Raw genomic sequence first — 22,048 nt, forward strand, 5'->3', positions numbered from 1 at the left:
CGCGGGCGGACACGCCTCCCCGTGCCGATGCCGAACCGATGCACAAGCCGGAGCGCCCGGCACCGGTCCGGTCGGGATCAGCTCTTCTCGTCGGTTCCCGGCCGCGGGACCAGCTGCACGGAGTCGGTGGCGTTGCACCACCGGCAGCGCACCGACTCGATCGTGTCCTCGAGCACCTCGCGCTCGTCGACCCGGGGCTCACCCGCGAGGTCGAGGTGGACGAATTCCACCGCCCGGGTCGTCCGGGTCACGTCGAACCTCGTCAGGTTGCCGCACAGCGAGCAGCGCCACCGGGTCGCCTCGGTGGGGGCCGGGACCGACATGCACGTTCCTCTCAGATCTGAATCGGGTCTGATCCCAATCGGGGTCTCGCACACCATCATCCCGCGCGGCCGGACCGGCGCGCCGTCCGGGAGGGGTGCCTGCGCCCGTGTCAGGGCGGATCCGTACCGTCCGAGGCATGAGCAGCCAGGTGCCCGACCCCTTCGTGCCGCAGTCCGTGTCGCTGCCCGGGTCGCGTGATGCGGCGCCGCCGTGGTCCGGCGGGCCCGCGCGGGACGTTACCGTTCCGGCGCGCCCGGCGCGAAAAACGTCCGCCGGGTGGGATCCCGACGCGCCCCTCGAACGCCAGGTGTTCGTGGTGGTGGACCTGGAGACGACGGGGCTGGACCCGGAGTCGGACCGGATCACCGAGATCGCCGCGGTGCGGCTGCGCGGCGGGGACGTGCTGGCCGAGTTCGCGACGCTGGTCGCGCCGGGTGTGCCGGTCCCGGCGTTCATCACGTCGCTGACCGGGATATCGGACGCGATGGTCACCGGGGCCCCGCCGCTGAAGCACGTGCTGCCCGCGTTCCGGGAGTTCGCCCGTGACGCGGTGCTGGTCGCCCACAACGCGCCGTTCGACGTGGGCTTCCTGAGGGCGGCCTGCGCGTCGTGCGGGGAGCCGTGGCCGCATCTGGTCGTGGTGGACACCCTGGAGCTGGCCCGCACGCTGGTGTCGCGCGGCGAAGTGGGCAGCTACAAACTCGGCACGCTGGCACGCCTCTTCGAGGCTCCGGCGCCCGCCGACCACCGGGCAATAGGCGACGCTCGCGCGACGGCGCACATCCTGCGGGCGCTGATCGACCGGTTGCGGCGCGCGGGCGTGCACGATCTTTCGGGTCTGCTCCAATGCACCGGCCATCCGGGTGAACCTGGCCTGGTCTGAGCCCCTTCCCCCGCCGGGGCATAACAGGGCAATACCTATCAATACCTGACGATAGGCTCATGCTCATCCCCGTGCACGACCAGCTTCCGGCCCGCCGGACCCCGGTGGTCACCTACGCGCTGATCGCACTGAACGCCCTGATCTTCCTCATGAGCCCGCTGTCCGGGTTCGGCGGCGCCCGGTTCGGCAGCCCCGAGGCGCAGGTGTGTGCGGAGAGCCGCTACTACTACGAGTACGGCGCGGTGCCGAGCGAACTCGTCGGCGACGGCCGCATCGTCGCCCCGCCCGCGACCGTCCCCACCGACCACGGCCCGATCACCTGCCGGGACCGCGCGGATCCGGACAAGATCCCCGCACTGACGGTGCTGTTCGCGATGTTCATGCACGGCGGCTGGGTGCACCTCATCGGCAACATGCTCTATCTCTACGTCTTCGGCAACAACGTCGAAGACCGGATGGGGCGCGCGCACTTCGCGATCTTCTTTTTGGTGGCCGGATATCTCGCCACCTACGGCTTCGCGTTACTCAATCCCGGCTCGCACCAGCCGCTGGTGGGCGCGTCCGGCGCGGTGTCCGCGGTGCTCGGCGCCTACCTCTATCTCTATCCGAAGGCGCGCGTGACGAGCCTGGTGCCGCTGCTCCTCTTCCTTCCGCTGCGGTTCCCGGCGTGGCTCGTGCTGGGCTTCTACTTCGTGCTGCAGTGGCTGTACTTCCGGGGCATCGGTGTCAACGGCGAAGCCAACGTCGCCTATGCCGCGCACCTGGTCGGCTTCGCCGCGGGCTTCTGCTACGCGTGGGCGCTGTACCACCGCGACCGGCACCCCGACCGCGGCAAACGCGTCCCGGTCGTGCACGAAAGCTCGTTCGCGGGGGCGCCCACCCTGCCTGCCGCGCCGGTCATCCAGCCGGGTGATCCGCCCCGGTAGGCTCGTACTCCCGTTCCGTCCCACGAGAGGCCGCCGCTGTGATCACCGCGATCGTGCACGTCAAGGCAGGCGTCGACCGCATTCCGGAGATCGCCGAGGCGATCGCCGCGATCGACGGCGTCAGTGAGGTGTACTCGGTGACCGGCGAGTTCGACCTGGTCGCCATGGTGCGGGTGCGCGAGCACGACGAACTGGCGGACGTCATCCCGGGGCGCCTGAACAAGGTGCCGGGCGTCGTGCACACCGAAACGCACATCGCGTTCCGCACCTACTCCAAGCACGACCTGGAAGCGGCCTTCGCCATCGGCCTCGACGACGGCTTCTAGACCGACCGGCCCAACCCGGCCTACCGGCCCGGCGGCCCGGCGGCGCCCGGATTTCAGCCCAGCGCCGCCGCGGACACCGGGCCCCGCGGGTCGGCCTCGGGCACGCAGCGCCCGCCGTCCGTGCGGTACGTCCACCGCGCCCCGCGTGCGACCAGTTCGCGCACCGCGGCGACGAACCGGTCGAGGTGCTCCTCGGGCGTACCCGCCCCGAAGCTCACCCGGATCGCGTTGAGGTTCTGCTCCCCCGCGGGCGCGTCCGGCGCACCGCACTCGGTGGGCGCGTCCGAGCGGCCGCCGAGGAGCTTGCGCACCAGCGGGTGCGCGCAGAACAGGCCGTCGCGGACGCCGATGCCGTACTCCGCGGACAGTGCGGCGGCGAACCGCGAGCTGTTCCACCCCTCCACCACGAACGACAGCACCGAGACGCGCGCCGACTCGGGACCGAACAGGTCGAGCGTGCGCACCTCGGGAATGTCCGCGAGCCCGGCGCGCAGCCGCGCCAGCAGCGCTCCCTCGCGCGCGGCGAGACCCTCCAGGCCGGCCTCGTCGAGCGCGCGGCACGCCGACGCGATCGCGTAGGCGCCGACGACGTTCGGCGAACCGGCCTCGTGCCGGGCCGAACCGTCGTTCCACTCCACGGCGTCCGCGGTCACGGTCTTGCTCGCGCCGCCGCCCGCCAGGTACGGCTCGGCCTCCGCGAGCCAGTCGCCGCGCCCGGCCAGCACGCCCGCGCCGAACGGCGCGTACAGCTTGTGGCCGGAGAAGGCGACCCAGTCCACGTCGAGCCCGGCGAGCGACACCTTGTGGTGCGGCGCGAGCTGCGCGGCGTCCAGCACGATGCGCGCGCCGTGCCGGTGCGCCGTGGCGGCGAGTTCGGCGACCGGGAACAGCTCGCCGGTGACGTTGGACGCGCCGGTCACGCACACCAGCCGCGGCGTGCCCGGGTCGCTCGCGGCGAGGGCGGCGTCGAGCGCGGCGACCGCTTCGGCGGGGCTGCCGGGCGCGGGCAGCTGGGTGACGTCGGCGGTGCGGCGCCACGGCAGCAGCGCCGCGTGGTGCTCGGTCTCGAACACGAACACCCGGGTGCCGGCCGGGAGCGCGGCGGCGAGCAGGTTGAGGGAGTCGGTGGTGCCGCGGGTGAACAGCACGACGTCGTCGGCGCGGGCGTCCAGGTAGCCGGCGACGGTGGCGCGGCTCTGCTCGTACAGGTCCGTGGACAGCTGCGACAGGTAGCCGGCGCCGCGGTGCACGCTGCCGTAGTACGGCAGGTACGCGGCCACGTCGTCCCACACCCGCTGGAGACACGGCGCGCTGGCCGCGTAGTCGAGGGCCGCGTATTCGGCGTCGCCGCCGGTGACCAGCGGGACCCGCACGTCGCGCCCGACGACCGGCAGCGGCGCGGGCAGCACACCGTCGGCCGAAGCGGAGAAAACGGAAGATTCGGTGACGAAAGCGACAGCGGACATGGCGAGCCTCCAGGGTCGAGGACCCCGGAATGCCAGTGCGTCGAGAGGGTCCGCGCTTGCCGGAGCGCTGTTGCGTCCGGCCTGGTCATCACCCGGGGCACCCCGCCGCGGAGGAGGGTTGCCGGACAGCAAGCCGGGGCCAAAACGCTGTCACTCGTGACCTGGGAGGATTATTACCCCATCAGCGGCGGCCGCTCAACACGGATATCGGCCGTCCCGCATCGCGAGACGGCCGATACCGGTGCGTGAAACGGGTTCAGCCGAAGGAGCGCGTGGTCTCGACCCACCGGTCGAGCGCCGCTTGGGCCTTGCCCGAATCGATGGCGTCCGCCGCGCGGGCGATGCCGTCCGCGAGCCGCTCGGCGAGCGGCGTGTCGTCGGCCGGGTGCAGGGAGGCCAGCGCCGCCGCGGAGTTGAGCAGCACGGCATCCCGGACGGGGCCGCGCTCACCCGCGAGCAGCTGCCGCACGACTCCGGCGTTGTGCGCCGCGTCGCCGCCGCGCAGCGCCTCGATCGGCACCTGCGCGATGCCGAAGTCGCGCGGGTCGACCCGGTCTTCGCGGACCTCGCCGTCCCGGGCGATCCACACCTTGGACGTGGTGGTGATGGTCAGCTCGTCGAGGCCGTCGTCGCCGCGGAACACCAGCGCCGACGCGCCGCGCCGGGCGAACACACCCGCCATCAGCGGCGCCATGCGCGGGTCCGCCACCCCGACCGCGGCGTGCGGCGCGCGCGCCGGATTGGTCAGCGGGCCGAGGATGTTGAACGTCGTCTGCACGCCGAGTTCGCTGCGGGCCTGCGCCGCGTGCCGCAGGGAAGGGTGGAAGCGCTGCGCGAAGCACAGCGTGACCCCGGCGTCGACGGCGGTGCGCACCACCTGCTCCGGCGTCAGATCCAGCCGCACGCCGAGGGCTTCGAGGACGTCGGCCGCGCCACTCGCGGAGGACGCCGACCGGTTGCCGTGCTTGACGACCGTGGCGCCGGTCCCGGCGACCACGATCGCGGACATCGTGGAGATGTTGACGGTGCGGGCCCGGTCGCCGCCGGTGCCGACGATGTCGACGATCGGACCGGGCACCTCGATGGTGACCGCGTGCCCGTACATCGCGTCGACGAGGCCGGTGACCTCTTCGACGGTCTCGCCCTTGGCGCGCAGCGCCACGACGAACCCGGCGATCTGCACCGGCGTCGCCTCGCCCGACATGATGCGGTCCATCGCCCACGCGGTGGTCGGCGCGTCGAGGTCCTCGCCGTGCATCAGCGCCGTGAGGACGTCCGGCCAGGACCGGCCCTGCCCGGGGTTGGTGCTCTTCACCGCTGCCGAGGCCGAGGCGCTCATGGTCCGCTCCCGCGTGACGTGTCCGATCAGGTCGGACTCAGCGTAGCCGCGCGCGGCAAGCGCATTCCGGCGTGTCCGCAGGATGGTCGGCGCGCGCCTCGGACACGCCCGAGGCGCGTCGGCCGGTCAGGAAGCGCGCGTGCGGGCCGCGGCACGGGTCCGCAGCAAGCCCGCCGCGGACGCCGCGAGGGTGACCGGGTCGAGCGGATGCGACACCACGGCGTCGGCGCGGCACCAGGTCGCCAGCCACGCGTCCTGCGGGCGGCCGACCAGCACGAGCACCGGCGGGCAGTTGTAGACCTCGTCCTTGAGCTGGCGGCAGATGCCCATCCCGCCGGCGGGCGCGGCCTCGCCGTCGAGGACCACCAAGTCGTAGCCGCCCTTGTCCATCCGGGCGATGACCGCGGGTTCGGTCGCGCACTCGTAGTACTCCAGCCGCGGCACGTCCGCCGCGGGGCGCCGGCCGAGCGCGAGCATGACCTTCTGCCGGGTGTTGCGGTCGTCGCTGTACACGAGGACGGTCATGGTGTCGCCGCTGTGCGCCATAGCCACCTGCCCTGGTCGTCGTCCGCCGGCGTCCGCCGCCCGGAGCCCGGATGCGGTCCCGCTGTGATCCGCGTTACAACACCGCGGATGCTACCCCTCGCGGATCACGGACTCCAAGCACGTGATCGACAAGCGAGCGCGGGCAAGAGCCAATGAACGGGACATATTTCCCGATTCGGACCGGGCGCCTCGCCCTCACTCCCTCCCCAGCAGCAGCCACCCCTCCGCGTCGCCCCCCAGCCGCTGCGCGAGTCCCGCCATGCGGCTGCGTTCGCGAGCGAGTTCGAGGGCGGTGACCTTCTGCTGCCGGTCGGCATGCGTGACGCCGTCGGGGCCGGGGGCGACCGTCCAGCCGTCCGGGGCCAGCAGCCGGGCCGCCTCGGCCGCCGCGGCGGCGTCCGGCAGCCGGAGGACGTGACGAAGGACCAGTTCGCGACCTTCGACCTGTACGCCCTTTTCGGCCAGGTCCGCGAGCACCGCCGAGTCCGCGCGCGCCGGGTCGAAGCTCTCGCCGACCACGACGAGCGTGCCGTCGTCGACGAGCGGGGGTGCGGCGTCCGCACTCCGGCGGCGGAAGAACCGCCCGATTCCTGCCATGGCCATGCCGCGACGCTACCCGCCCCTCCGCGGCGCGCTCCGCCTGCCCGTGTTTCCCGGCCGGGTTCGCCGCCGCCTCCCTCGTTCGGGCGAACCCTGGCGGTGCCGATACGGGATTCACCCGATCGAGATTCACCCAGCGTGACCGACGGATTTGCCGACGCCCTCGCACAGTCCGTCAACTCGACGCGCCGAATTGCCGGCGAACGATCTCGGAACGGATCAAGGAATTCCCGCGCGGACCCCCCGGACCTGCGGTTCCGGCGCCCACTGCCGGCCGGGACCGCGCCCGGCCAGGGGGCAACGTCCCTCTTATAGGGAGGGCTTCGCCACCCGTTCGGACGAATCTCGCCGCCCGGGAACAGCACCCGCCGTCAGACACGTTCAGCGAAGGATGCCCCCCGAAGCGCGGGCAGATCCGGCGACCGCAATAATGGCGGCCGTGGCGACAGCAACAGCAGTAGAAACCGGGCATGCGCCCCACGGGGCGGTCGACCGCCCCAACTTGGTCAGCATCGGCACGATCGTCTGGTTGGCGTCGGAGCTGATGTTCTTCGCGGCCCTGTTCGCGATGTACTTCACGATCCGGTCGGTCCAGGGACCCGAGGTATGGGATCAGAGCAGCTCGCTCTTGAACGTCCCGTTCTCGTCGGTGAACACCACGATCCTGGTGCTCTCCTCCCTGACCTGCCAGCTGGGCGTCTTCGCGGCCGAACGCGGCGATGTCAAGAAGCTGCGCATGTGGTTCGTGATCACGTTCATCATGGGCGCGATCTTCATCGGTGGACAGGTGTACGAGTACACCGAGCTGGTCAAGGAAGGCCTGACGCTCTCGTCGGCCGCCTACGGCTCGGTCTTCTACATGACGACCGGCTTCCACGGCATGCACGTGACCGGCGGCCTCATCGCGTTCCTGCTCGTTCTCGGGCGGACGTATGCGGCCAAGCGGTTCACGCACCAGCAGGCCACGAGCGCGATCGTCGTCTCGTACTACTGGCACTTCGTCGACGTGGTGTGGATCGGGCTGTTCGCCACGATCTACCTCATCAAGTAGACGTAGGCGTTTCCGGGCCCGCCGGTCCGACCGACTAGAACGACGAACCCAACCGAGGTTTTTGGTGAAGAAGCTCTCCGCACGACGGCGCCACCCCCTGGCGGCGATCGTCGTCCTACTCTTCGCGCTCGCGGCGACCGGGGGGCTGTACGCCGCGTTCGCGCCCGCCAAGTCGGCGCAGGCCGAGGACGCCCCTTCCTCGATCGCCGTCGAAGAGGGCAAGAAGCTGTACCTGAGCGGCTGTTCCAGCTGCCACGGCCTCAACGGCCAGGGCACGAGCGACGGCCCGTCCCTGGTGGGCGTGGGTGCGGCTTCGGTCGACTTCCAGGTCATGACCGGCCGCATGCCGCTGCAGCAGCAGGGCCCCCAGGCCGTCCGCAAGCCCACCGCGTACACCCAGGCCCAGTCCGACCAGATCGGCGCGTTCATCGCGTCGCTGGGCGCGGGCCCGGCGGTGCCGAAGCCGGAAGAGTACGCGCTCAACGGGAACGTCCCCGCGGGCGGCGAGCTTTTCCGCACCAACTGCTCGCAGTGCCACAACTTCTCCGGTGAGGGCGGCGCGCTGCCCGAGGGCAAGTTCGCTCCGCCGCTGAAGGACGTCGACCCCAAGCACATCTACGAGGCCATGCTGACCGGCCCGCAGAACATGCCGTCCTTCAACGACCAGATCATGCCGCCGGAGCAGAAGAAGGACATCGTCACCTACATCACCGGCGTGACGAAGGACGAGCCGAACCCGGGCGGTCTCGGTCTCGGCCGCCTCGGCCCGGTCTCCGAAGGTCTGTTCGTGTGGACGTTCGGGCTCGGCATCGTGATCGCCGCCGCCATCTGGATCGCCGCCCGTACCCCCAAGGCCAGGAACAAGTGAGTAGCCACCAGGACATGTCAGAGGACAAGCTGCCGGAGGCCGCGCACGCCTCGGCCGCGGCTCTCGACCCGTTCGCCGACCCGGGCCTCCCGGCGCACGAGCCGCGGCGCACCGACATCGACGAGAAGGCCGCCAAGCGCGCCGAGCGCCAGGTGTCGTTGCTGTTCGTGATCTCGATGCTGGCCACTGCGGGCTTCATCGCCTCGTACGTGAGCATCGACAAGTACAAGATCATCGACATCTTCTTCTTCGGGAAGGTGGGCGCCCTCAACCTGGCCCTGGGCTGCACGCTCGGTGTCGCGTTGTTCTGCATCGGCGCCGGCGCGATCCACTGGGCGCGCACGCTGATGACGGACGAGGAGATCGTCCAGGAGCGCCACGAGCTCAAGTCCTCCCCGGAGGACCGCGAGGCGGCCATCCGCGAGTTCCAGCAGGGTGCCGCGGACTCGGTCATCGGCCGTCGGCCGCTGATCCGCCGGACGATGATCGGCGCCATGGCGCTGGTCCCGCTGTCCGGCGTGGTGCTGCTGCGCGACCTCGGCCCGCTGCCGGGCGTGGCGCTGCGCCACACCTTCTGGGGCCGGCACGGCAAGAACGGCCTCACGACGATCATCAACGAGAACACCGGCAAGCCGCTCCGTCCGGAGCACATCACCAAGGGCTCGCTCGTCATGGGCAAGCCGGAGGGTCTCGACCAGGACAACCACGAGTACCTGGAGGAGATGGGCAAGGCCGCCATCCTCCTGGTGCGCCTCGAGCCGGACGAGATCAAGTCCAAGAAGCAGCTCGAGTGGTCGTACAACGGCATCGTGGCGTACTCGAAGATCTGCACCCACGTGGGCTGCCCGATCGGCTTGTACGAGCAGCAGACGCACCACCTGCTCTGCCCGTGCCACCAGTCGACCTTCGACCTCGCCGACGACGGTGCGGTGGTCTTCGGCCCGGCCGCGCGTTCGCTGCCGCAGCTGAAGATCACGGTCAACGAGCGCACCGGCTTCCTCGAAGCCGTCGGTGACTTCGCCGAGCCGGTCGGCCCGAGCTTCTGGGAGCGTGGCTGATGGCTGTGCACGCAAGCAGCGCGGCGTCCGAGGAGATCCCGGACAACGCCGCCACCAAGACCGTGGACTACTTCGACGAGCGCCTGGGCATCTACGGCGCCGCGAAGAAGAACCTGCGCAAGGTCTTCCCGGACCACTGGTCCTTCATGCTGGGTGAGGTTGCGCTCTACAGCTTCATCATCCTGCTGCTGACCGGCGTCTGGCTGACGCTGTTCTTCAAGCCCAGCATGGAAGAGGTCGTCTACGCCGGGTCGTACGTCCCGCTGCAGGGCATCCACATGTCCGAGGCGTACGCGTCGACTCTGGACATCAGCTTCGACATCCGGGGTGGTCTGGCGATCCGCCAGATCCACCACTGGGCGGCGCTGATCTTCGTGTCGGCCCTCTTCGTCCACATGTTCCGCATCTTCTTCACCGGCGCGTTCCGCAAGCCGCGTGAAATGAACTGGCTGTTCGGCTTCCTGCTGCTGGTTCTCGCGATGGTGAACGGCTTCACCGGCTACTCGCTCCCGGACGACCTGCTGTCCGGTACGGGTCTGCGCATCGCGGAAGGCGTGGTCCTGGCGATCCCGCTGGTCGGCACCTACCTGCAGTTCTTCCTGTTCGGCGGGCAGTTCCCCGGCCACGACATCGTGCCGCGGCTGTTCACCATCCACGTGCTGCTGGTCCCGGCCATCATGGTCGGCCTGGTGACGGTCCACCTGATCCTGGTCTTCTACCAGAAGCACACGCAGTTCCCGGGTGCCGGCCGCACCAACAAGAACGTGGTCGGCCTGCCGCTGCTGCCGGTCTACACCGCGAAGGCGGGCGGCTTCTTCTTCGTGGTCTTCGGCATCACGGCGCTGCTCGGCGGCCTGGTGCAGATCAACCCGATCTGGTCGTACGGCCCGTACAACCCGGGGCAGATCACCGCGGGCTCCCAGCCCGACTGGTATATCGGCTTCCTCGAAGGCTCCCTGCGCATCATGCCGAACTGGGAGACCAACCTCTGGGGCCACACGATCAGCTGGAACGTCCTGATCCCGTCCCTCGTGGTACCGGGTGTGATGTTCACGTTCATCGCCGCCTACCCGTGGCTGGAAGCCTGGGTGACCGGCGACAAGCGCGAGCACCACATCCTCGACCGGCCGCGCAACGTGCCGGTGCGCACCGGCCTCGGTGCGGCGTGGATCGCGATGTACGCGGTGCTGTGGATCGGTGGTGGCAACGACATCATCGCCACGCACTTCCACCTGTCGATCAACTCGATCACGTGGACGATGCGCGTGCTGTTCTTCGTCGCCCCGGTCGTCGCCTTCGTGGTGGCGCGCCGGATCGCGATGGCGCTCCAGCGCCGGGACCGCGACAAGGTGCTGCACGGCCGCGAGACCGGTGTCATCAAGAAGCTGCCGCACGGCGAGTTCATCGAGGTCCACGAGCCGCTCGACGCGGAGAAGCTGCACGTGCTCACCGCGCACGAGCAGCACACCCCCGCGGAGCTGCCGCCGGCCGTCGACGAGAACGGCGTTGCGCGCAAGCTCAAGGTCGGCGAGAAGCTGCGGGTGCGCCTGTCGCGCTGGTACTTCTCGGAGCAGATCGAGAAGCCGACCGCCGAGGAGTACCGGGAGATCACCAGCGGCCACGGCCATCACTGAGTAACCCCGCCACGCTGACGCCACATCAGCAGCCCCGAGGGCCCCGCCGGAATCCGGCGGGGCCCTCGGGCTTTCGGCGTGTAACACTCCCCCTCCCCCGCACGTGCATACGACGACAACGGATCGCCGAGGGGGCAGGGACCGCATGCAGGAGCACGCCGACGGCGCCGGATCGGCCCCGCCGCCGCGGGAACGCGACGACCCGCAGGCCGATTTCGACGCCTTCTACGCGGCGACGGCCCGCCGCTTGGTGGCGGTGGTGTACGCGCTGACCGGCAACCTGGCGGACGCCGAGGACGCCGTGCACGAGGCGTACGCGCGAGCGTGGGCGAAGTGGCCGTCGGTGGTGGCGGGCGGCGACCCGGCCGCGTGGGTCCGGGTGGTCGCCCAGCGCCTCGCGGTCAGCGCGTGGCGCAAGGCCCGCAACCGCCTGCGGGCCCACCGCCGCCACGGCGCACCCGACGCCGCCCCGGAACTCGGCCCCGACCACGTCGCCTTGGTCGGCGCCCTCCAGAAGCTCCCCAAGGACCAACGCCGCGCGCTCGTCCTGTTCCACCTGTACGACCTCCCCGCCGAAACCGTCGCCCGCGAACTCGGCTGCACTCCCGGCGCCCTCCGCACCCGCCTCACCCGCGCCCGCAAGGCCCTCGCCGAACAGCTGGCGGACACCGCCCCGCCCCCGGTGGCCGCGGGGCCGCGCGGCGGCACCAGGACGGCGCTGTGAGGCCGCCACAGGACGCCGCGCGCAGAAGCCTCACCCCGAGGCGCCCACCGCCGTTCCTCGTCTGAGAGCCCTCACGAACTGCCGCGCCGACTCGCCGCTGCGGCCCAGAGCGCGCATGTCGGGGCGCGGGCCCGCCCCTCGCGGCTCTCGTCAGGTGGCTCGTGCATGAGGTTCCGGCGTGGGACGGGGGCTTCGCGCGAGTTCGCCTACGCACCCACCGACAGCCGACACCTCCGCCCGGCCCACACCGCACCCGCACCCAACCAGCCGCGCCCCGCCCCGCCCCGCCCCGCCGCCCGATTCTCCGGAGGCCACGATGCCCGATGACCACCTTGACCGCCGTCTGCGCGACCTCGTCGACGAACTCGACCAGGCCGTCGTCCTCTCCCCCGCCCACGAAGCGCGTGCCCGCGGCGCCCGGTTGCGGCACCGGACCCGGATCGCGGTCGGCACGGCCGTGGTGGCCGGCGCGGCCGTGACCGCGGCGAGCATCACGTGGGCGGCAGGCCCCGAGCGCGGGGCCACGCAGGCGGGCCCGGCAAGCCCGTCCGCGTCCGCATCCTGCGGTGCGGCCCCAACGCCACCGACCGCTTCCGCCGCCACCCCGTTCCCCACGGAGCCGAAGCCCACGATCACGCCGTCATCGATCCCACCGCCTTCCCTGCCGCCGACCCCGCCGACCGCGGCCGCCACCGCGACGAAGGCCGCTCCGCCCACCATGGCCTCGCTTCCGCCGGGCAGCCCGCTCGCTTCCCCCGTTGTGACCTGTCCGCAAATCTCCGTGCGCTTCCCGGCCGATCCCCGGGCGCTCACCACGGCCGACCTGCCCGTCGTCCCCGGCGGCACGTGGATCCCCCCGCGCATCTCCTGGGAAATCACGCGCACCGACGCCGTCGGCGCGCCCGGAGTGTTCTGCCTGCCCCGGGCGGGAGCCGCACAGGCAACCCCGACGACCGAAACCAGCTACGCACTCGGCGGGAACCCGCCCCCGGCCACCTTCGTCGAGACCATCGCCGACTTCGCCACCGAGCAGGACGCCCGAGCCGCCATGGACACCCTCGCTGCGGCCCTGCGCGACTGCCCCACCACGCAACCGGGCGCCTCGGTCAGCCGCGTCTCCGGCCCCGACGACGCCCAACTGTGGAAGGCGGACAACGGGTCCGGCACGCACGGCTTCCAAGCCCTCGCCCGCAGCGGCAAGACCGTCGTGACCCTCGCCTACCTGCAAAGCGGCGACTTCCACGACGCCTTGTCCCCCGACCTGCTTGCCACCGCGCTCACCCGCGCGGCCGGGAACCGCTGAAGCCGGCCCGAACCGCCGCACCGCCCCGCGCGGACGTCGGCCCCGTCCCGCTTCCGAGGGACGGGGCCGACGTGTCACCACCTGCTCATGCGTCCGCCGGGAGCGCTCCCGTCGTTACGGTGCCGACGGTGCTGGTCTTGAGCCACTCGTCCCACGAGTAGTTCCACTCGCCGTAGCCGTTGCCGCTCAGTTCCATCGTCTTGTCGCTGCCGGTGTTGACGACCTTGACCACGTCGCCGACGTTCGAGATCCCGAAGAACCACTTCGCGTTGTCGGTGCTCATGCCCACGCAGCCGTGGCTCACGTTCTCGCTGCCCTGCGAGGAGACCGACCACGGCGCCGCGTGCAGGTACTCGCCGCTCCACGTCACCCGGGTGGCCCAGTACACGTCCAAGCGGTACGCGTCCGAGCTGCCTTCGGCGATGCCGACGGTCGTGCCGTCCATCAGCACGTGCTCTTCCTTGCCGAGGATCACCTTGGTCCCGGCCCGTGTGGTGAAGCCGGGCTTGCCGGTGGTCACCGGCACCGTGCGCACGACTTCGCCGTCCTTCACGACGGTCATCTCGTGCGCCGCGGAGTCCACCGTGGCGACGAGCGCCGAGCCGACGGTGAAGTCGGTGGTGGTCCCGGCCGCGCCGTAGGCGCCGTTGCCGAACGACACGCCGTACAGGTTCCCGGACACGCTCACCTTGGTCCCGGCCGGCCAGTAGTCCTTGGGCCGGAAGCGGACGGTCTTGGCGTCCACCCACCCCCACGCGCCCTCGATCGGCACCGACGCGCTGACGCTGAGACGCCGTTCGACGGCCGCGCGGACCGCGGGGTCGTCGACGGCGTGGTCCAGTTCGATGCTGATCGGCATGCCGACGCCGACCGTGTCGCCCTTGCCGGGGGTGACCTTGGAGGCCGCTACCAGGCTCTGCGGGGTGAGGGTCGTGAAGGTCTCGGTGCCGCGGCTCGGCAGCCCGTGGGCGTCCACGCCGGTGGCCTGGACCGTGTACTTGGTGCCGTACTTGAGCGGCGCCGTCGTGGTCCAGGTGGCTCCGCCGGGCTGGTAGGCGCCGGTCACCGTCGAGCCGTCCTCGGCGGTGACCGTGGCAGTCGCCACGATGCCGCCGGCCACCGTGATCGTGACGGGCTTGTCCGGGGCGACCGCGTCGGCGCCGTCCCCGGGGGTCATGCCGACGCGGGCGGTGCTGACGGTCGGCTTGGGCGCAGGCTCGTCGCCCGACCCGCACGAGGCGAGCACCAGGGCCGCGGCCGCGGCAAGTGCGGTGGCGGCTATCGCGTGGGCGGGTGGGCCGCCCTTCGTCCTGCGCATCGTGGACCTCCCACGGGGGGTTTGCTGCGCGGTCGTTGACCCGACCAGCTTCACCCCGGGGCGCCGCGCGTGAGCGTCCGATGCGCCCGTCCGGGCGGAAAAATCACACTATTGCGCGGGAGCGTTTGCGTCGGGCGCGGAAAACCGGCATACCCGGAACAAGCGGAAGGGGCCGCTCCCCGAAGGGAACGGCCCCGCCCTCGAGCCCCGTCCACGGGACCCGGCTGCTGCCTTACTGAGCGGCCGGCGCCGCGCTGGGCGCGCCCGCCGGGCCCGCGGCGTTCAGCGCGCTGCCCTTGACCCAGGTGTCCCAGTCCACGCTCCAGCCGCCGAAGCCGTTGCCGGCCTTGACCTTCTTCTCGGTGCCGTTGATGACCTCGACGACGTCGCCGAACCCGACGGCCTTGAAGAACTTGCCGGCGTCCTCGGTACTCATGCCGACGCAGCCGTGGCTGCCGTTGACCTTGCCGAACTTGCCGTCGTTCCACGGCGCGGCGTGTGTGTAGGTGCCGGACGTGGTGAGGTGCACGGCGTACCGGACGGCCTTCATGTTGTAGGCGGTGCCCAGCCCGACGGTCTCGGAGTTCATGTCGATGCCGTCGACCTTGTCCATGACGACCATGGTGCCGGTCCACGTCGGGTTCTCGCTGCTGCCCGCGGAGATCGGGAGGTCGTACAGCACCTCGCCGTTCTTCTTGACCGCCATGTGCTTGTCGGCCAGGTCCGCGGTGGCGACGATCGAGTCGCCGATGGTGAACTCGCCGCCGCGGTTCTGCGTGCCGTACGTGCCGTCACCGGACTTGGCGCCGTCCAGGTCCGCGCGCCACGTCACCTTGGTGCCCGGCTTCCAGTACTCCTTCGGCCGGTAGTCGACGCGCATGCTGCCGTCGAGGTCCTCGAGCCAGCTCCACGAGCCCTCGACCGCGGGCTCGGCGGTGACGCTCAAGTGCTTCTCGACCGCGGCCTTGTCCTTGATGGCCTTGTTGAACTTGATCGAGATGATCGTGCCGACGCCGAGCTTGCCGCCGTCGTCCGTGTCCGGCCGGTACGAGTACTCGAAGGTCTTGTCCGCCGAGATCGTGGTGAAGCTGCTGTTGGCGGTGACCTCGGCCCCGTCGGCGTTGGCCGCCTTGGCCGCGACGCTGTACTTGGTGGCGTTCTCCAGCGGGATCTTCGGCGTCCACTTGGTGCCGTCGGGCGACGTGGCACCCTCGATCGCCTTGCCCTTCGGGTCGGTGACCGTCACGGACGTCACCTTGCCCGCGGTCGCCGAGACGGTCAGCGCGCCGTCGGTCTCGACCGCCTTGGCGCCGTCCGCCGGGGCGATGCTCAGCGCCGCCGGCGCCGCCTTCCCGCCCTTGCCGTCACCGCCCGAGCCCCCGGTCGTGCCGCCCCCGCCCGACGAACCCCCGTTGCCGCCCCCGGACGAACATCCGGTGAGCAGAACCAGAGGCACGACCAGCAGTCCTGCGGCCCATTTGGCGGCCCCTGTACGCGATGCTCCAGTGATGCGGGGCACGCGATCCCTCCCTCTTCCCCGTGCGCAGACCTGCTGCGTTCCCTATGCACTCTCTCTGACGTCGCGTCAGCGAGAGAGGTTGCAGGAATCCCTCCGCAGTCACAGAACAGTGACACCAGGCTGCATCGTCTGTGACCTGCGCGGGAACTCCCGCGGGCACACCGCCTTCCGGCCGGGCGGCAGCCCGGCGGCAAGGTCCGATGTGTCCAAGAGTGACCCGAACGCCGAAGGCCGGCCACCCAGATGGGTGACCGGCCTTCGCCGACCTGCTGCGGCGTCCCGCACCGTGCGGTGCGGGACCCGCGGAGTCACTGGTTCTGGTTCTCGCCCCGGTAGTACTCGAAGACCCAGGCGAAGAGCCCGATGGCCACGAGCGGCGCGGCGAAGAAGCAGAGCCACCAGCCGAAGATGATGCCCAGGAAGAACAGCGAGCCGCCGACCGCGAGCTGCAGCGGAGCCCAGCTGTGCGGGCTGAAGAAGCCCAGTTCCCCGGCGTCGTCCGCGACGTCGCCGTCCTCGTTGTCCTGCGGGAGCAGATCACTGCGCCGCGCGGTGAACCAGAGGTAGTAGCCGATCATGATCGACAGACCGAACGCCAGCGCCAGCGCGGTCGTTCCGGTCGGGTCTTCCGACAGCACCCAGTAGATGATGGTCACCGGGAGGAGGAAGAGCGCGACCAGCGTCATCAGTGCACCGGTGAACTTCACCGCTCACTCTCCTTGCCCGCCTGGACGGCGGCCTGCGGCTCGGCACCCAGGTAGTCCAGGGCCGCGATCTCCGGGTGGTGGAGGTCGAACGCCGGGGATTCCGAACGGATGCGCGGCATCGAGGTGAAGTTGTGCCGCGGCGGCGGGCAGGACGTCGCCCATTCGAGCGAACGGCCGTAGCCCCACGGGTCGTCCACCGTGACCTTCTTGCCGTACTTGTGCGTCTTCCACACGTTGTACAGGAAGGGCAGGATCGACAGGCCGAGCAGGAACGAGCCGATCGTCGAGACCATGTTCAGCGACGTGAAGCCGTCCGACGCGAGGTAGTCGGCGTAGCGGCGCGGCATGCCCTCGGCACCCAGCCAGTGCTGGACGAGGAACGTCGTGTGGAAGCCGATGAACAGCGTCCAGAACGTGATCTTGCCGAGGCGCTCGTCGAGCATCTTGCCGGTGAACTTCGGCCACCAGAAGTGGAAGCCGGCGAACATCGCGAACACGACGGTGCCGAACACCACGTAGTGGAAGTGCGCCACCACGAAGTACGAGTCGGACACGTGGAAGTCGAGCGGCGGCGACGCGAGGATGACGCCGGTCAGACCACCGAAGACGAAGGTGACCAGGAAGCCGATCGTCCAGAGCATCGGCGTCTCGAAGGACAGCGACCCTCGCCACATCGTGCCGATCCAGTTGAAGAACTTCACACCGGTGGGCACCGCGATGAGGAACGTCATGAACGAGAAGAACGGCAGCATCACCGAACCGGTCACGAACATGTGGTGCGCCCACACCGTCACCGAGAGACCGGCGATCGCGATCGTCGCGCCGATCAGGCCCTTGTAGCCGAACATCGGCTTGCGGGCGAAGACCGGGATGACTTCCGAGACGATGCCGAAGAACGGCAGGGCGATGATGTACACCTCTGGATGGCCGAAGAACCAGAAGAGGTGCTGCCACAAAATCGGTCCGCCGTTTGCCGGATCGAAGATATGGGTGCCGAACTTCCGGTCCGCCTCCAGGGCGAACAGCGCGGCCGCGAGGACCGGGAACGCCATGAGGACCAGGATCGAGGTCAGCAGGACGTTCCAGCAGAAGATCGACATGCGGAACATCGTCAGGCCGGGCGCCCGCATCGCGATGATCGTCGTGATGAAGTTGACCGCACCGAGGATGGTGCCGAAGCCCGACATCGCCAGGCCCATGATCCACATGTCGGCGCCGATGCCCGGCGAGCGGACCGAGTCCGACAGCGGGGCGTACGCGAACCAGCCGAAGTCCGCCGCACCCTGCGGGGTGAGGAAGCCGGCGACCGCGATGATCGAGCCGAACAGGTAGAGCCAGTAGGCGAACATGTTCAGCCGCGGGAACGCCACGTCGGGCGCGCCGATCTGCAGCGGCATGATCCAGTTCGTGAAACCGGCGAACAGCGGCGTCGCGAACATCAGCAGCATGATCGTGCCGTGCATCGTGAACGCCTGGTTGAACTGCTCGTTCGACATGATCTGCGTGCCCGGACGGGCCAGCTCGGCGCGCATGAAGAGCGCCAGCACACCGCCGATGCAGAAGAAGACGAACGACGTGATGAGGTACAGGCTGCCGATGGTCTTGTGGTCGGTGGTCGTCATCCACTTGACCACGGCGTTGCCGGGGGACTTGCGACGCACCCCTGCTGTGCCGACCGCCGCAGCCTGCGGCTCGTTGAGGATGGTCACTTCTCACTTCCCGGGGTGTGCTCGGGGATGGCAGGCATGTTGATCTTGCTGCGCACCGCCCCGTCCTGACCGGCCACCTTCAGCTCGGCCAGGTGCTTCTGGTACTCCTCCGGCGTCACGATCTTCACCTTGAAGAGCATCCGGGAGTGGTCGGCGCCGCACAGTTCCGCGCACTTGCCGTCGTACTCGCCGAGGACCTCCGGCGTGATCTCGAACTTGTTCGTCTTGCCGGGGATGATGTCCTGCTTGTAGAGGAACGCCGGCACCCAGAACGAGTGGATCACGTCGGGCGAGTTCAGTTCGAACTGAACCTTCTGGCCCTGCGGAAGCCAGAGCGTGGGAATGTTCTTGGTCGAACCGATGTCGTAGACCGCGCCGGTCTTGTTCATCGGGCCGTCCTTGTAGTTGAACGCCCACTGCCACTGGTAACCGACGACCTCGATGACGTTGACCTGCGTGTACGCCGGGTCCGTCTTCTTCGTCGTCTCTTGCAGCTTGGTCTCGTCACGCGCGGTGAAGTAGAAGAAGACCGCGATGATGATGCCGGGGATCACCGTGTACAGGACCTCCAGGGGGAGGTTGTACCGGGTCTGCGGCGGGATCTCCTGCTTGGTGCGACTGCGACGGTGGAACACGACGCTCCACAGGATGAGCCCCCACACCACAGCGCCGACAGCCAGTGCTGCGATCCACGAGCCCTGCCAGAGGGAGAGAACCCGGTGTCCCTGCTCGGTGGCAGGCGACGGCAGACCCAGTCTGGGCAGATCCTTGGAGTCGACGGAGCAGCCGGTGGCGGTCGCGGTGACGAGGCCCAGAGCCAGCAGCAGCGGCACCCTGCGCCGCATCCAGCGCCGCGGCGAGCGGTCGGAGCCGTAGGGACTCACGTAGCGCCTTCCCGAATGTCTCGCCCATAAGGCGGTCACTGCGGGGGAACTTCGCCCCGATGCCGACCGTCGTACAGGCACGTTTGGATGTTTCTGCGGGGCAACCCTACTGGAGCGGTATTCGGGTCGCGCGCCGAGGTCGGGTGTCGCGGAGAACGGGAATGTGACACACCGTCCGAACGGGTGAAGGCGCCGGTGCTCGGCACCATGCCGCGGCGCATTAACGTCGCTTGTGTGAGCTACTTCGACGCCGCTTCCGCCGAGCCTCTGCACCCCGCCGCACGTGCGGCTTTCCTCAGCGCGATGGACGAAGGCTGGGCCGATCCGGCGCGGCTGTACCACGACGGGCGCCGCGCGGGCGTGCTTCTGGACGCCGCCCGGGAGACCGTGGCGAGCGTGCTGGGGGTTCGCCCGGACGAGGTGTCGTTCACCGGATCGGGTACCCAGGCCGCTCAGTTGGCACTGCTCGGCACGCTCGGCGGCCGGCGCCGGGTCGGCGCGCACGCGGTGGTGAGCGCGGTCGAGCACTCGTCGGTGCTGCACGCCGCGGAACTCCACGAGGCGAAGGGCGGCGAGGTCACCCGGACGCCGGTCGACCGCACGGGCCGGGTCGACGTCGAGGCGCTCGCCGCGGCGTTGCGGCCCGACACCGCGGCCGTCGCGGCGCAGAGCGCCAACCACGAAGTCGGCACGCTGCAGCCGCTGTCCGAGGTCGCGGAGCGGTGTGCCGCGGCGGGGATCCCGCTGGTCGTGGACGCCGCCCAGTCGGTCGGGCGTGTCGCGGTGCCGGACGGGTGGTCGGTACTGGCCGCGAGCGCGCACAAGTGGGGCGGGCCGGCCGGCGTCGGCCTGCTGGTGGTGCGCAAGGGCACCCGGTATGTGTCGCCGCTGCCGTACGACGAGCGCGAGGCGCGCCGGGTGCCGGGCTTCGTGAACGTCCCCGCGATCGTCGCCGCGGCGGTCGCGCTGGGTGCGGTGGCCACCGGCGACGACACGGAGAACCGGCGGCTGTCCGCGCTGGTCGACAAGATCCGCACGCGGGTCCCGGAGACGGTGCCGGACGTCGAGGTGGTCGGCGACCCGGTGCACCGGCTGCCGCACATCGTCACGTTTTCCTGCTTGTACGTGGACGGCGAGGCACTGCTGCACGCGCTGGACCGCGCGGGTTTCGCGGTGTCGTCCGGCTCTTCGTGCACGTCGTCGACTCTGACGCCCAGTCATGTCCTGGCGGCGATGGGGGTGTTGACGCAGGGCAACATCCGGGTGTCGCTGCCGCAGGGGACGCCGGATGCGGAGGTCGACCGGTTCCTCGCGGTGCTGCCGGGGATCGTCGCCGACCTGCGCGCGGTGACCGGGGTGCCGTCGGCGGCCCCGGGCGGTCACGCGGCGGCGGAAGGGGTGCACGACGAGGCGGCGGGCGAGCCGGATCTGGTGCTGGACACCCTGGGGCGCCGCTGCCCGATCCCGGTCATCGAACTGGCCAAGCACATCGGCGAGGTGCCCGAGGGCGGCGTGGTCGCGGTGCTGTCCGACGACGAGGCGGCCCGGCTGGACGTGCCGGCGTGGTGCGAGATGACCGGGAACACCTACCTGGGCGAGCGCCCGGGCGGGCCCGGCGGAGTCGCGTACCTCGTCCGCCGGGCCTGACCCGGGGCGCCCGCCCCGGTCTTCTCTGCCGTTCTGCCGTTCCGCCGTTCCGCCGTTCTGGCGTTCCGCCGTTCTGGCGTCAGGCGACCTTGAGGTGCGCCCCGACCTCTTCCGCGGCCTCGAAGCCGTAGGCCTTCGCGAAACGCTCCAGGAAGGGGTCGCGGCGCAGCGCGTACTCCTGGGTGCCGACCGTCTCGATGACCAGGGTGGCGAGCATGCAGCCCACCTGCGCGGCGCGCTCGAGGCCGAGGTCCCAGGTGAGGCCGGCGAGGAAGCCGGCCCGGAACGCGTCGCCGACGCCGGTCGGGTCGGCCTTGCGGTACTCCTCGCAGCTGGCGACCCGGATCGTCTCCTCGCCGCGGCGGTCGATGCGGACGCCGTCGGCGCCGAGCGTGGTGACCCGGATGCCGACCCGGTCGAGGATCTCCTCGTTGGACCAGCCGGTCTTCTCCTCGATGAGGGCGGCTTCGTACTCGTTGGTGAAGAGGTACGCGGCGCCGTCGACGAGGCCGCGGATGTCGTGCTTGCCCATCCGGGCGAGCTGCTGCGAGGGGTCCGCGGCGAAGGTGTAGCCGCGCTCGCGGCACTCTTCGCTGTGCCGGATCATCGCCTCGGGGTCGTTGGCCGCGATGACCACCAGGTCGAGGCCGCCGATGCGCTCCGCGACCGGGCGCAGTTCGATCTCGCGGGCTTCGCTCATCGCGCCGGTGTAGAAGGACGCGATCTGGTTGTGGTCCTCGTCGGTGGTGCAGAGGAACCGCGCGGTGTGGTGCGTCTCGGAGATGTGCACCGAGTGGGTGTCGACGCGGTGCCGGTCGAGCCAGGACCGGTAGTCGGTGAAGTCCGCGCCGGCCGCGCCGACGAGGATCGGGCGCAGGCCGAGCACGCCCATGCCGAAGCAGATGTTGGGCGCGCATCCGCCGCGGCGGATGTCGAGCGTGTCCACGAGGAACGACAGCGAGACCCGGTGCAGCTCTTCGGGGAGGAGCTGGTCCGCGAAGCGGCCGGGGAAGGTCATCAGGTGGTCGGTGGCAATCGACCCCGTCACGGCGATGCGCACGGCGTGGGCTCCTGGGGTGAGCGGTGGTGCCGCACGGGCGGCCGCGAGGCGGCCGGCGCACGGCATGTCTGTCGGTATTCGTTGTACTCGATGGCAGTACCCGGTGCTTGTACCCGCCCCGCGCGGGGCGGGACACCGGGGGCCGGAAACTACCGA

Annotated in this window: 21 protein-coding genes and 1 riboswitch; of the genes, 10 read left to right on the plus strand and 11 right to left on the minus strand. The window is 70.4% G+C overall.

Annotated elements, in window-relative coordinates:
- Positions 1-77: 77 nt before the first annotated feature.
- Positions 78-323 (minus strand): hypothetical protein, encoded by a 246-nt coding sequence (locus ABEA93_RS07810; protein WP_345674574.1) that lies wholly within the window; start codon positions 321-323, stop codon positions 78-80.
- Positions 324-460: 137 nt separating this feature from the next.
- Between ABEA93_RS07810 and ABEA93_RS07815 the strand changes: the two genes are divergently transcribed.
- The 3 genes from ABEA93_RS07815 to ABEA93_RS07825 are packed head-to-tail and all read left to right on the plus strand — an operon-like array spanning position 461 to position 2,459.
- On the plus strand, positions 461-1,207 hold the full coding sequence (locus ABEA93_RS07815; protein ID WP_345674575.1) for an exonuclease domain-containing protein: 747 nt from the start codon (positions 461-463) through the stop codon (positions 1,205-1,207).
- Positions 1,208-1,266: 59 nt separating this feature from the next.
- Entirely contained in the window at positions 1,267-2,133 is an 867-nt protein-coding gene (locus ABEA93_RS07820; RefSeq protein WP_345674576.1) for a rhomboid family intramembrane serine protease, read from the plus strand.
- A 38-nt stretch (positions 2,134-2,171) separates the two neighbouring features.
- Complete coding sequence (locus tag ABEA93_RS07825) at positions 2,172-2,459, plus strand: Lrp/AsnC family transcriptional regulator (protein WP_345674577.1); 288 nt, start codon at positions 2,172-2,174, stop codon at positions 2,457-2,459.
- A gap of 53 nt (positions 2,460-2,512) precedes the next feature.
- Here ABEA93_RS07825 and ABEA93_RS07830 read toward each other — a convergent pair whose 3' ends face one another.
- The 4 genes from ABEA93_RS07830 to ABEA93_RS07845 form a co-directional block, all read right to left on the minus strand.
- Positions 2,513-3,925 carry an aminotransferase class V-fold PLP-dependent enzyme gene (locus ABEA93_RS07830; protein ID WP_345674578.1) on the minus strand — a complete coding sequence of 471 codons (1,413 nt, stop codon included), beginning with the start codon at positions 3,923-3,925 and terminating at the stop codon, positions 2,513-2,515.
- A 47-nt stretch (positions 3,926-3,972) separates the two neighbouring features.
- A riboswitch (SAM riboswitch) is annotated at positions 3,973-4,087 on the minus strand.
- Positions 4,088-4,181: 94 nt separating this feature from the next.
- On the minus strand, positions 4,182-5,264 hold the full coding sequence (trpD, locus tag ABEA93_RS07835) for an anthranilate phosphoribosyltransferase (RefSeq protein ID WP_345674579.1): 1,083 nt from the start codon (positions 5,262-5,264) through the stop codon (positions 4,182-4,184).
- Between the two features lie 126 nt (positions 5,265-5,390).
- Positions 5,391-5,810 carry a response regulator gene (locus ABEA93_RS07840; RefSeq protein ID WP_345674580.1) on the minus strand — a complete coding sequence of 140 codons (420 nt, stop codon included), beginning with the start codon at positions 5,808-5,810 and terminating at the stop codon, positions 5,391-5,393.
- Positions 5,811-6,005: 195 nt separating this feature from the next.
- Positions 6,006-6,413 carry a hypothetical protein gene (locus tag ABEA93_RS07845; protein ID WP_345674581.1) on the minus strand — a complete coding sequence of 136 codons (408 nt, stop codon included), beginning with the start codon at positions 6,411-6,413 and terminating at the stop codon, positions 6,006-6,008.
- Between the two features lie 427 nt (positions 6,414-6,840).
- On the opposite strand from ABEA93_RS07845, the gene ctaE reads away from it, so the two are divergent.
- The 6 genes from ctaE to ABEA93_RS07875 all read left to right on the plus strand — a co-directional run bounded on the left by ctaE (position 6,841) and on the right by ABEA93_RS07875 (position 13,048).
- Complete coding sequence (gene ctaE / locus ABEA93_RS07850) at positions 6,841-7,461, plus strand: aa3-type cytochrome oxidase subunit III (protein WP_345674582.1); 621 nt, start codon at positions 6,841-6,843, stop codon at positions 7,459-7,461.
- Between the two features lie 64 nt (positions 7,462-7,525).
- Positions 7,526-8,329 carry a cytochrome bc1 complex diheme cytochrome c subunit gene (qcrC, locus tag ABEA93_RS07855; RefSeq protein ID WP_345674583.1) on the plus strand — a complete coding sequence of 268 codons (804 nt, stop codon included), beginning with the start codon at positions 7,526-7,528 and terminating at the stop codon, positions 8,327-8,329.
- Between the two features lie 14 nt (positions 8,330-8,343).
- Positions 8,344-9,387, plus strand: coding sequence for a cytochrome bc1 complex Rieske iron-sulfur subunit (gene qcrA / locus ABEA93_RS07860; RefSeq protein ID WP_345674584.1), 1,044 nt, complete (start codon positions 8,344-8,346; stop codon positions 9,385-9,387).
- Entirely contained in the window at positions 9,387-11,021 is a 1,635-nt protein-coding gene (gene qcrB / locus ABEA93_RS07865) for a cytochrome bc1 complex cytochrome b subunit (RefSeq protein ID WP_345674585.1), read from the plus strand. Before qcrA ends, qcrB begins: the two co-directional genes overlap by 1 nt.
- A gap of 145 nt (positions 11,022-11,166) precedes the next feature.
- Entirely contained in the window at positions 11,167-11,745 is a 579-nt protein-coding gene (locus ABEA93_RS07870) for an RNA polymerase sigma factor (protein ID WP_345674586.1), read from the plus strand.
- 316 nt (positions 11,746-12,061) lie between these two features.
- Complete coding sequence (locus tag ABEA93_RS07875; RefSeq protein WP_345674587.1) at positions 12,062-13,048, plus strand: hypothetical protein; 987 nt, start codon at positions 12,062-12,064, stop codon at positions 13,046-13,048.
- Positions 13,049-13,133: 85 nt separating this feature from the next.
- Here the strand turns inward: ABEA93_RS07875 and ABEA93_RS07880 are convergent, their stop codons facing one another.
- The 5 genes from ABEA93_RS07880 to ctaC all read right to left on the minus strand — a co-directional run bounded on the left by ABEA93_RS07880 (position 13,134) and on the right by ctaC (position 19,185).
- Positions 13,134-14,366 carry a L,D-transpeptidase gene (locus tag ABEA93_RS07880; protein WP_345674588.1) on the minus strand — a complete coding sequence of 411 codons (1,233 nt, stop codon included), beginning with the start codon at positions 14,364-14,366 and terminating at the stop codon, positions 13,134-13,136.
- Positions 14,367-14,598: 232 nt separating this feature from the next.
- Entirely contained in the window at positions 14,599-15,885 is a 1,287-nt protein-coding gene (locus ABEA93_RS07885; RefSeq protein WP_345674589.1) for a L,D-transpeptidase, read from the minus strand.
- Between the two features lie 308 nt (positions 15,886-16,193).
- The gene (locus ABEA93_RS07890; protein WP_345674590.1) at positions 16,194-16,592 is read right to left on the minus strand and encodes a cytochrome c oxidase subunit 4; all 399 of its coding nucleotides are present in this window, start codon (positions 16,590-16,592) and stop codon (positions 16,194-16,196) included.
- The gene (gene ctaD, locus ABEA93_RS07895) at positions 16,589-18,301 is read right to left on the minus strand and encodes an aa3-type cytochrome oxidase subunit I (protein ID WP_345674591.1); all 1,713 of its coding nucleotides are present in this window, start codon (positions 18,299-18,301) and stop codon (positions 16,589-16,591) included. Before ctaD ends, ABEA93_RS07890 begins: the two co-directional genes overlap by 4 nt.
- Positions 18,298-19,185, minus strand: a complete 888-nt coding sequence (gene ctaC / locus ABEA93_RS07900; protein WP_345674592.1) for an aa3-type cytochrome oxidase subunit II — start codon at positions 19,183-19,185, stop codon at positions 18,298-18,300. The genes ctaD and ctaC overlap by 4 nt, the downstream gene beginning before the upstream one ends.
- Before the next feature lie 234 nt (positions 19,186-19,419).
- Between ctaC and ABEA93_RS07905 the strand changes: the two genes are divergently transcribed.
- Positions 19,420-20,832 carry a cysteine desulfurase/sulfurtransferase TusA family protein gene (locus tag ABEA93_RS07905; protein ID WP_345674593.1) on the plus strand — a complete coding sequence of 471 codons (1,413 nt, stop codon included), beginning with the start codon at positions 19,420-19,422 and terminating at the stop codon, positions 20,830-20,832.
- A gap of 79 nt (positions 20,833-20,911) precedes the next feature.
- Here the strand turns inward: ABEA93_RS07905 and ABEA93_RS07910 are convergent, their stop codons facing one another.
- On the minus strand, positions 20,912-21,892 hold the full coding sequence (locus ABEA93_RS07910) for a carbohydrate kinase family protein (RefSeq protein ID WP_345674594.1): 981 nt from the start codon (positions 21,890-21,892) through the stop codon (positions 20,912-20,914).
- Positions 21,893-22,048: the final 156 nt, after the last annotated feature.

Origin of the sequence: Yinghuangia aomiensis (assembly GCF_039542225.1) — a bacterium.
GTDB lineage: Bacteria > Actinomycetota > Actinomycetes > Streptomycetales > Streptomycetaceae > Yinghuangia > Yinghuangia aomiensis.

Bases quoted from the DNA above. Each gene is read 5' to 3' on its own strand.
- ABEA93_RS07810 (WP_345674574.1), bottom strand. From the start codon at position 323: ATGTCGGTCCCGGCCCCCACCGAGGCGACCCGGTGGCGCTGCTCGCTG.
- qcrB (WP_345674585.1), top strand. From the start codon at position 9,387: ATGGCTGTGCACGCAAGCAGCGCGGCGTCCGAGGAGATCCCGGACAAC.
- ABEA93_RS07830 (WP_345674578.1), bottom strand. From the start codon at position 3,925: ATGTCCGCTGTCGCTTTCGTCACCGAATCTTCCGTTTTCTCCGCTTCG.
- ABEA93_RS07870 (WP_345674586.1), top strand. From the start codon at position 11,167: ATGCAGGAGCACGCCGACGGCGCCGGATCGGCCCCGCCGCCGCGGGAA.
- ABEA93_RS07815 (WP_345674575.1), top strand. From the start codon at position 461: ATGAGCAGCCAGGTGCCCGACCCCTTCGTGCCGCAGTCCGTGTCGCTG.
- trpD (WP_345674579.1), bottom strand. From the start codon at position 5,264: ATGAGCGCCTCGGCCTCGGCAGCGGTGAAGAGCACCAACCCCGGGCAG.
- ABEA93_RS07845 (WP_345674581.1), bottom strand. From the start codon at position 6,413: ATGGCCATGGCAGGAATCGGGCGGTTCTTCCGCCGCCGGAGTGCGGAC.
- ABEA93_RS07880 (WP_345674588.1), bottom strand. From the start codon at position 14,366: ATGCGCAGGACGAAGGGCGGCCCACCCGCCCACGCGATAGCCGCCACC.
- ABEA93_RS07820 (WP_345674576.1), top strand. From the start codon at position 1,267: ATGCTCATCCCCGTGCACGACCAGCTTCCGGCCCGCCGGACCCCGGTG.
- ABEA93_RS07840 (WP_345674580.1), bottom strand. From the start codon at position 5,810: ATGGCGCACAGCGGCGACACCATGACCGTCCTCGTGTACAGCGACGAC.
- ABEA93_RS07875 (WP_345674587.1), top strand. From the start codon at position 12,062: ATGCCCGATGACCACCTTGACCGCCGTCTGCGCGACCTCGTCGACGAA.
- qcrA (WP_345674584.1), top strand. From the start codon at position 8,344: ATGTCAGAGGACAAGCTGCCGGAGGCCGCGCACGCCTCGGCCGCGGCT.
- ctaE (WP_345674582.1), top strand. From the start codon at position 6,841: ATGGCGGCCGTGGCGACAGCAACAGCAGTAGAAACCGGGCATGCGCCC.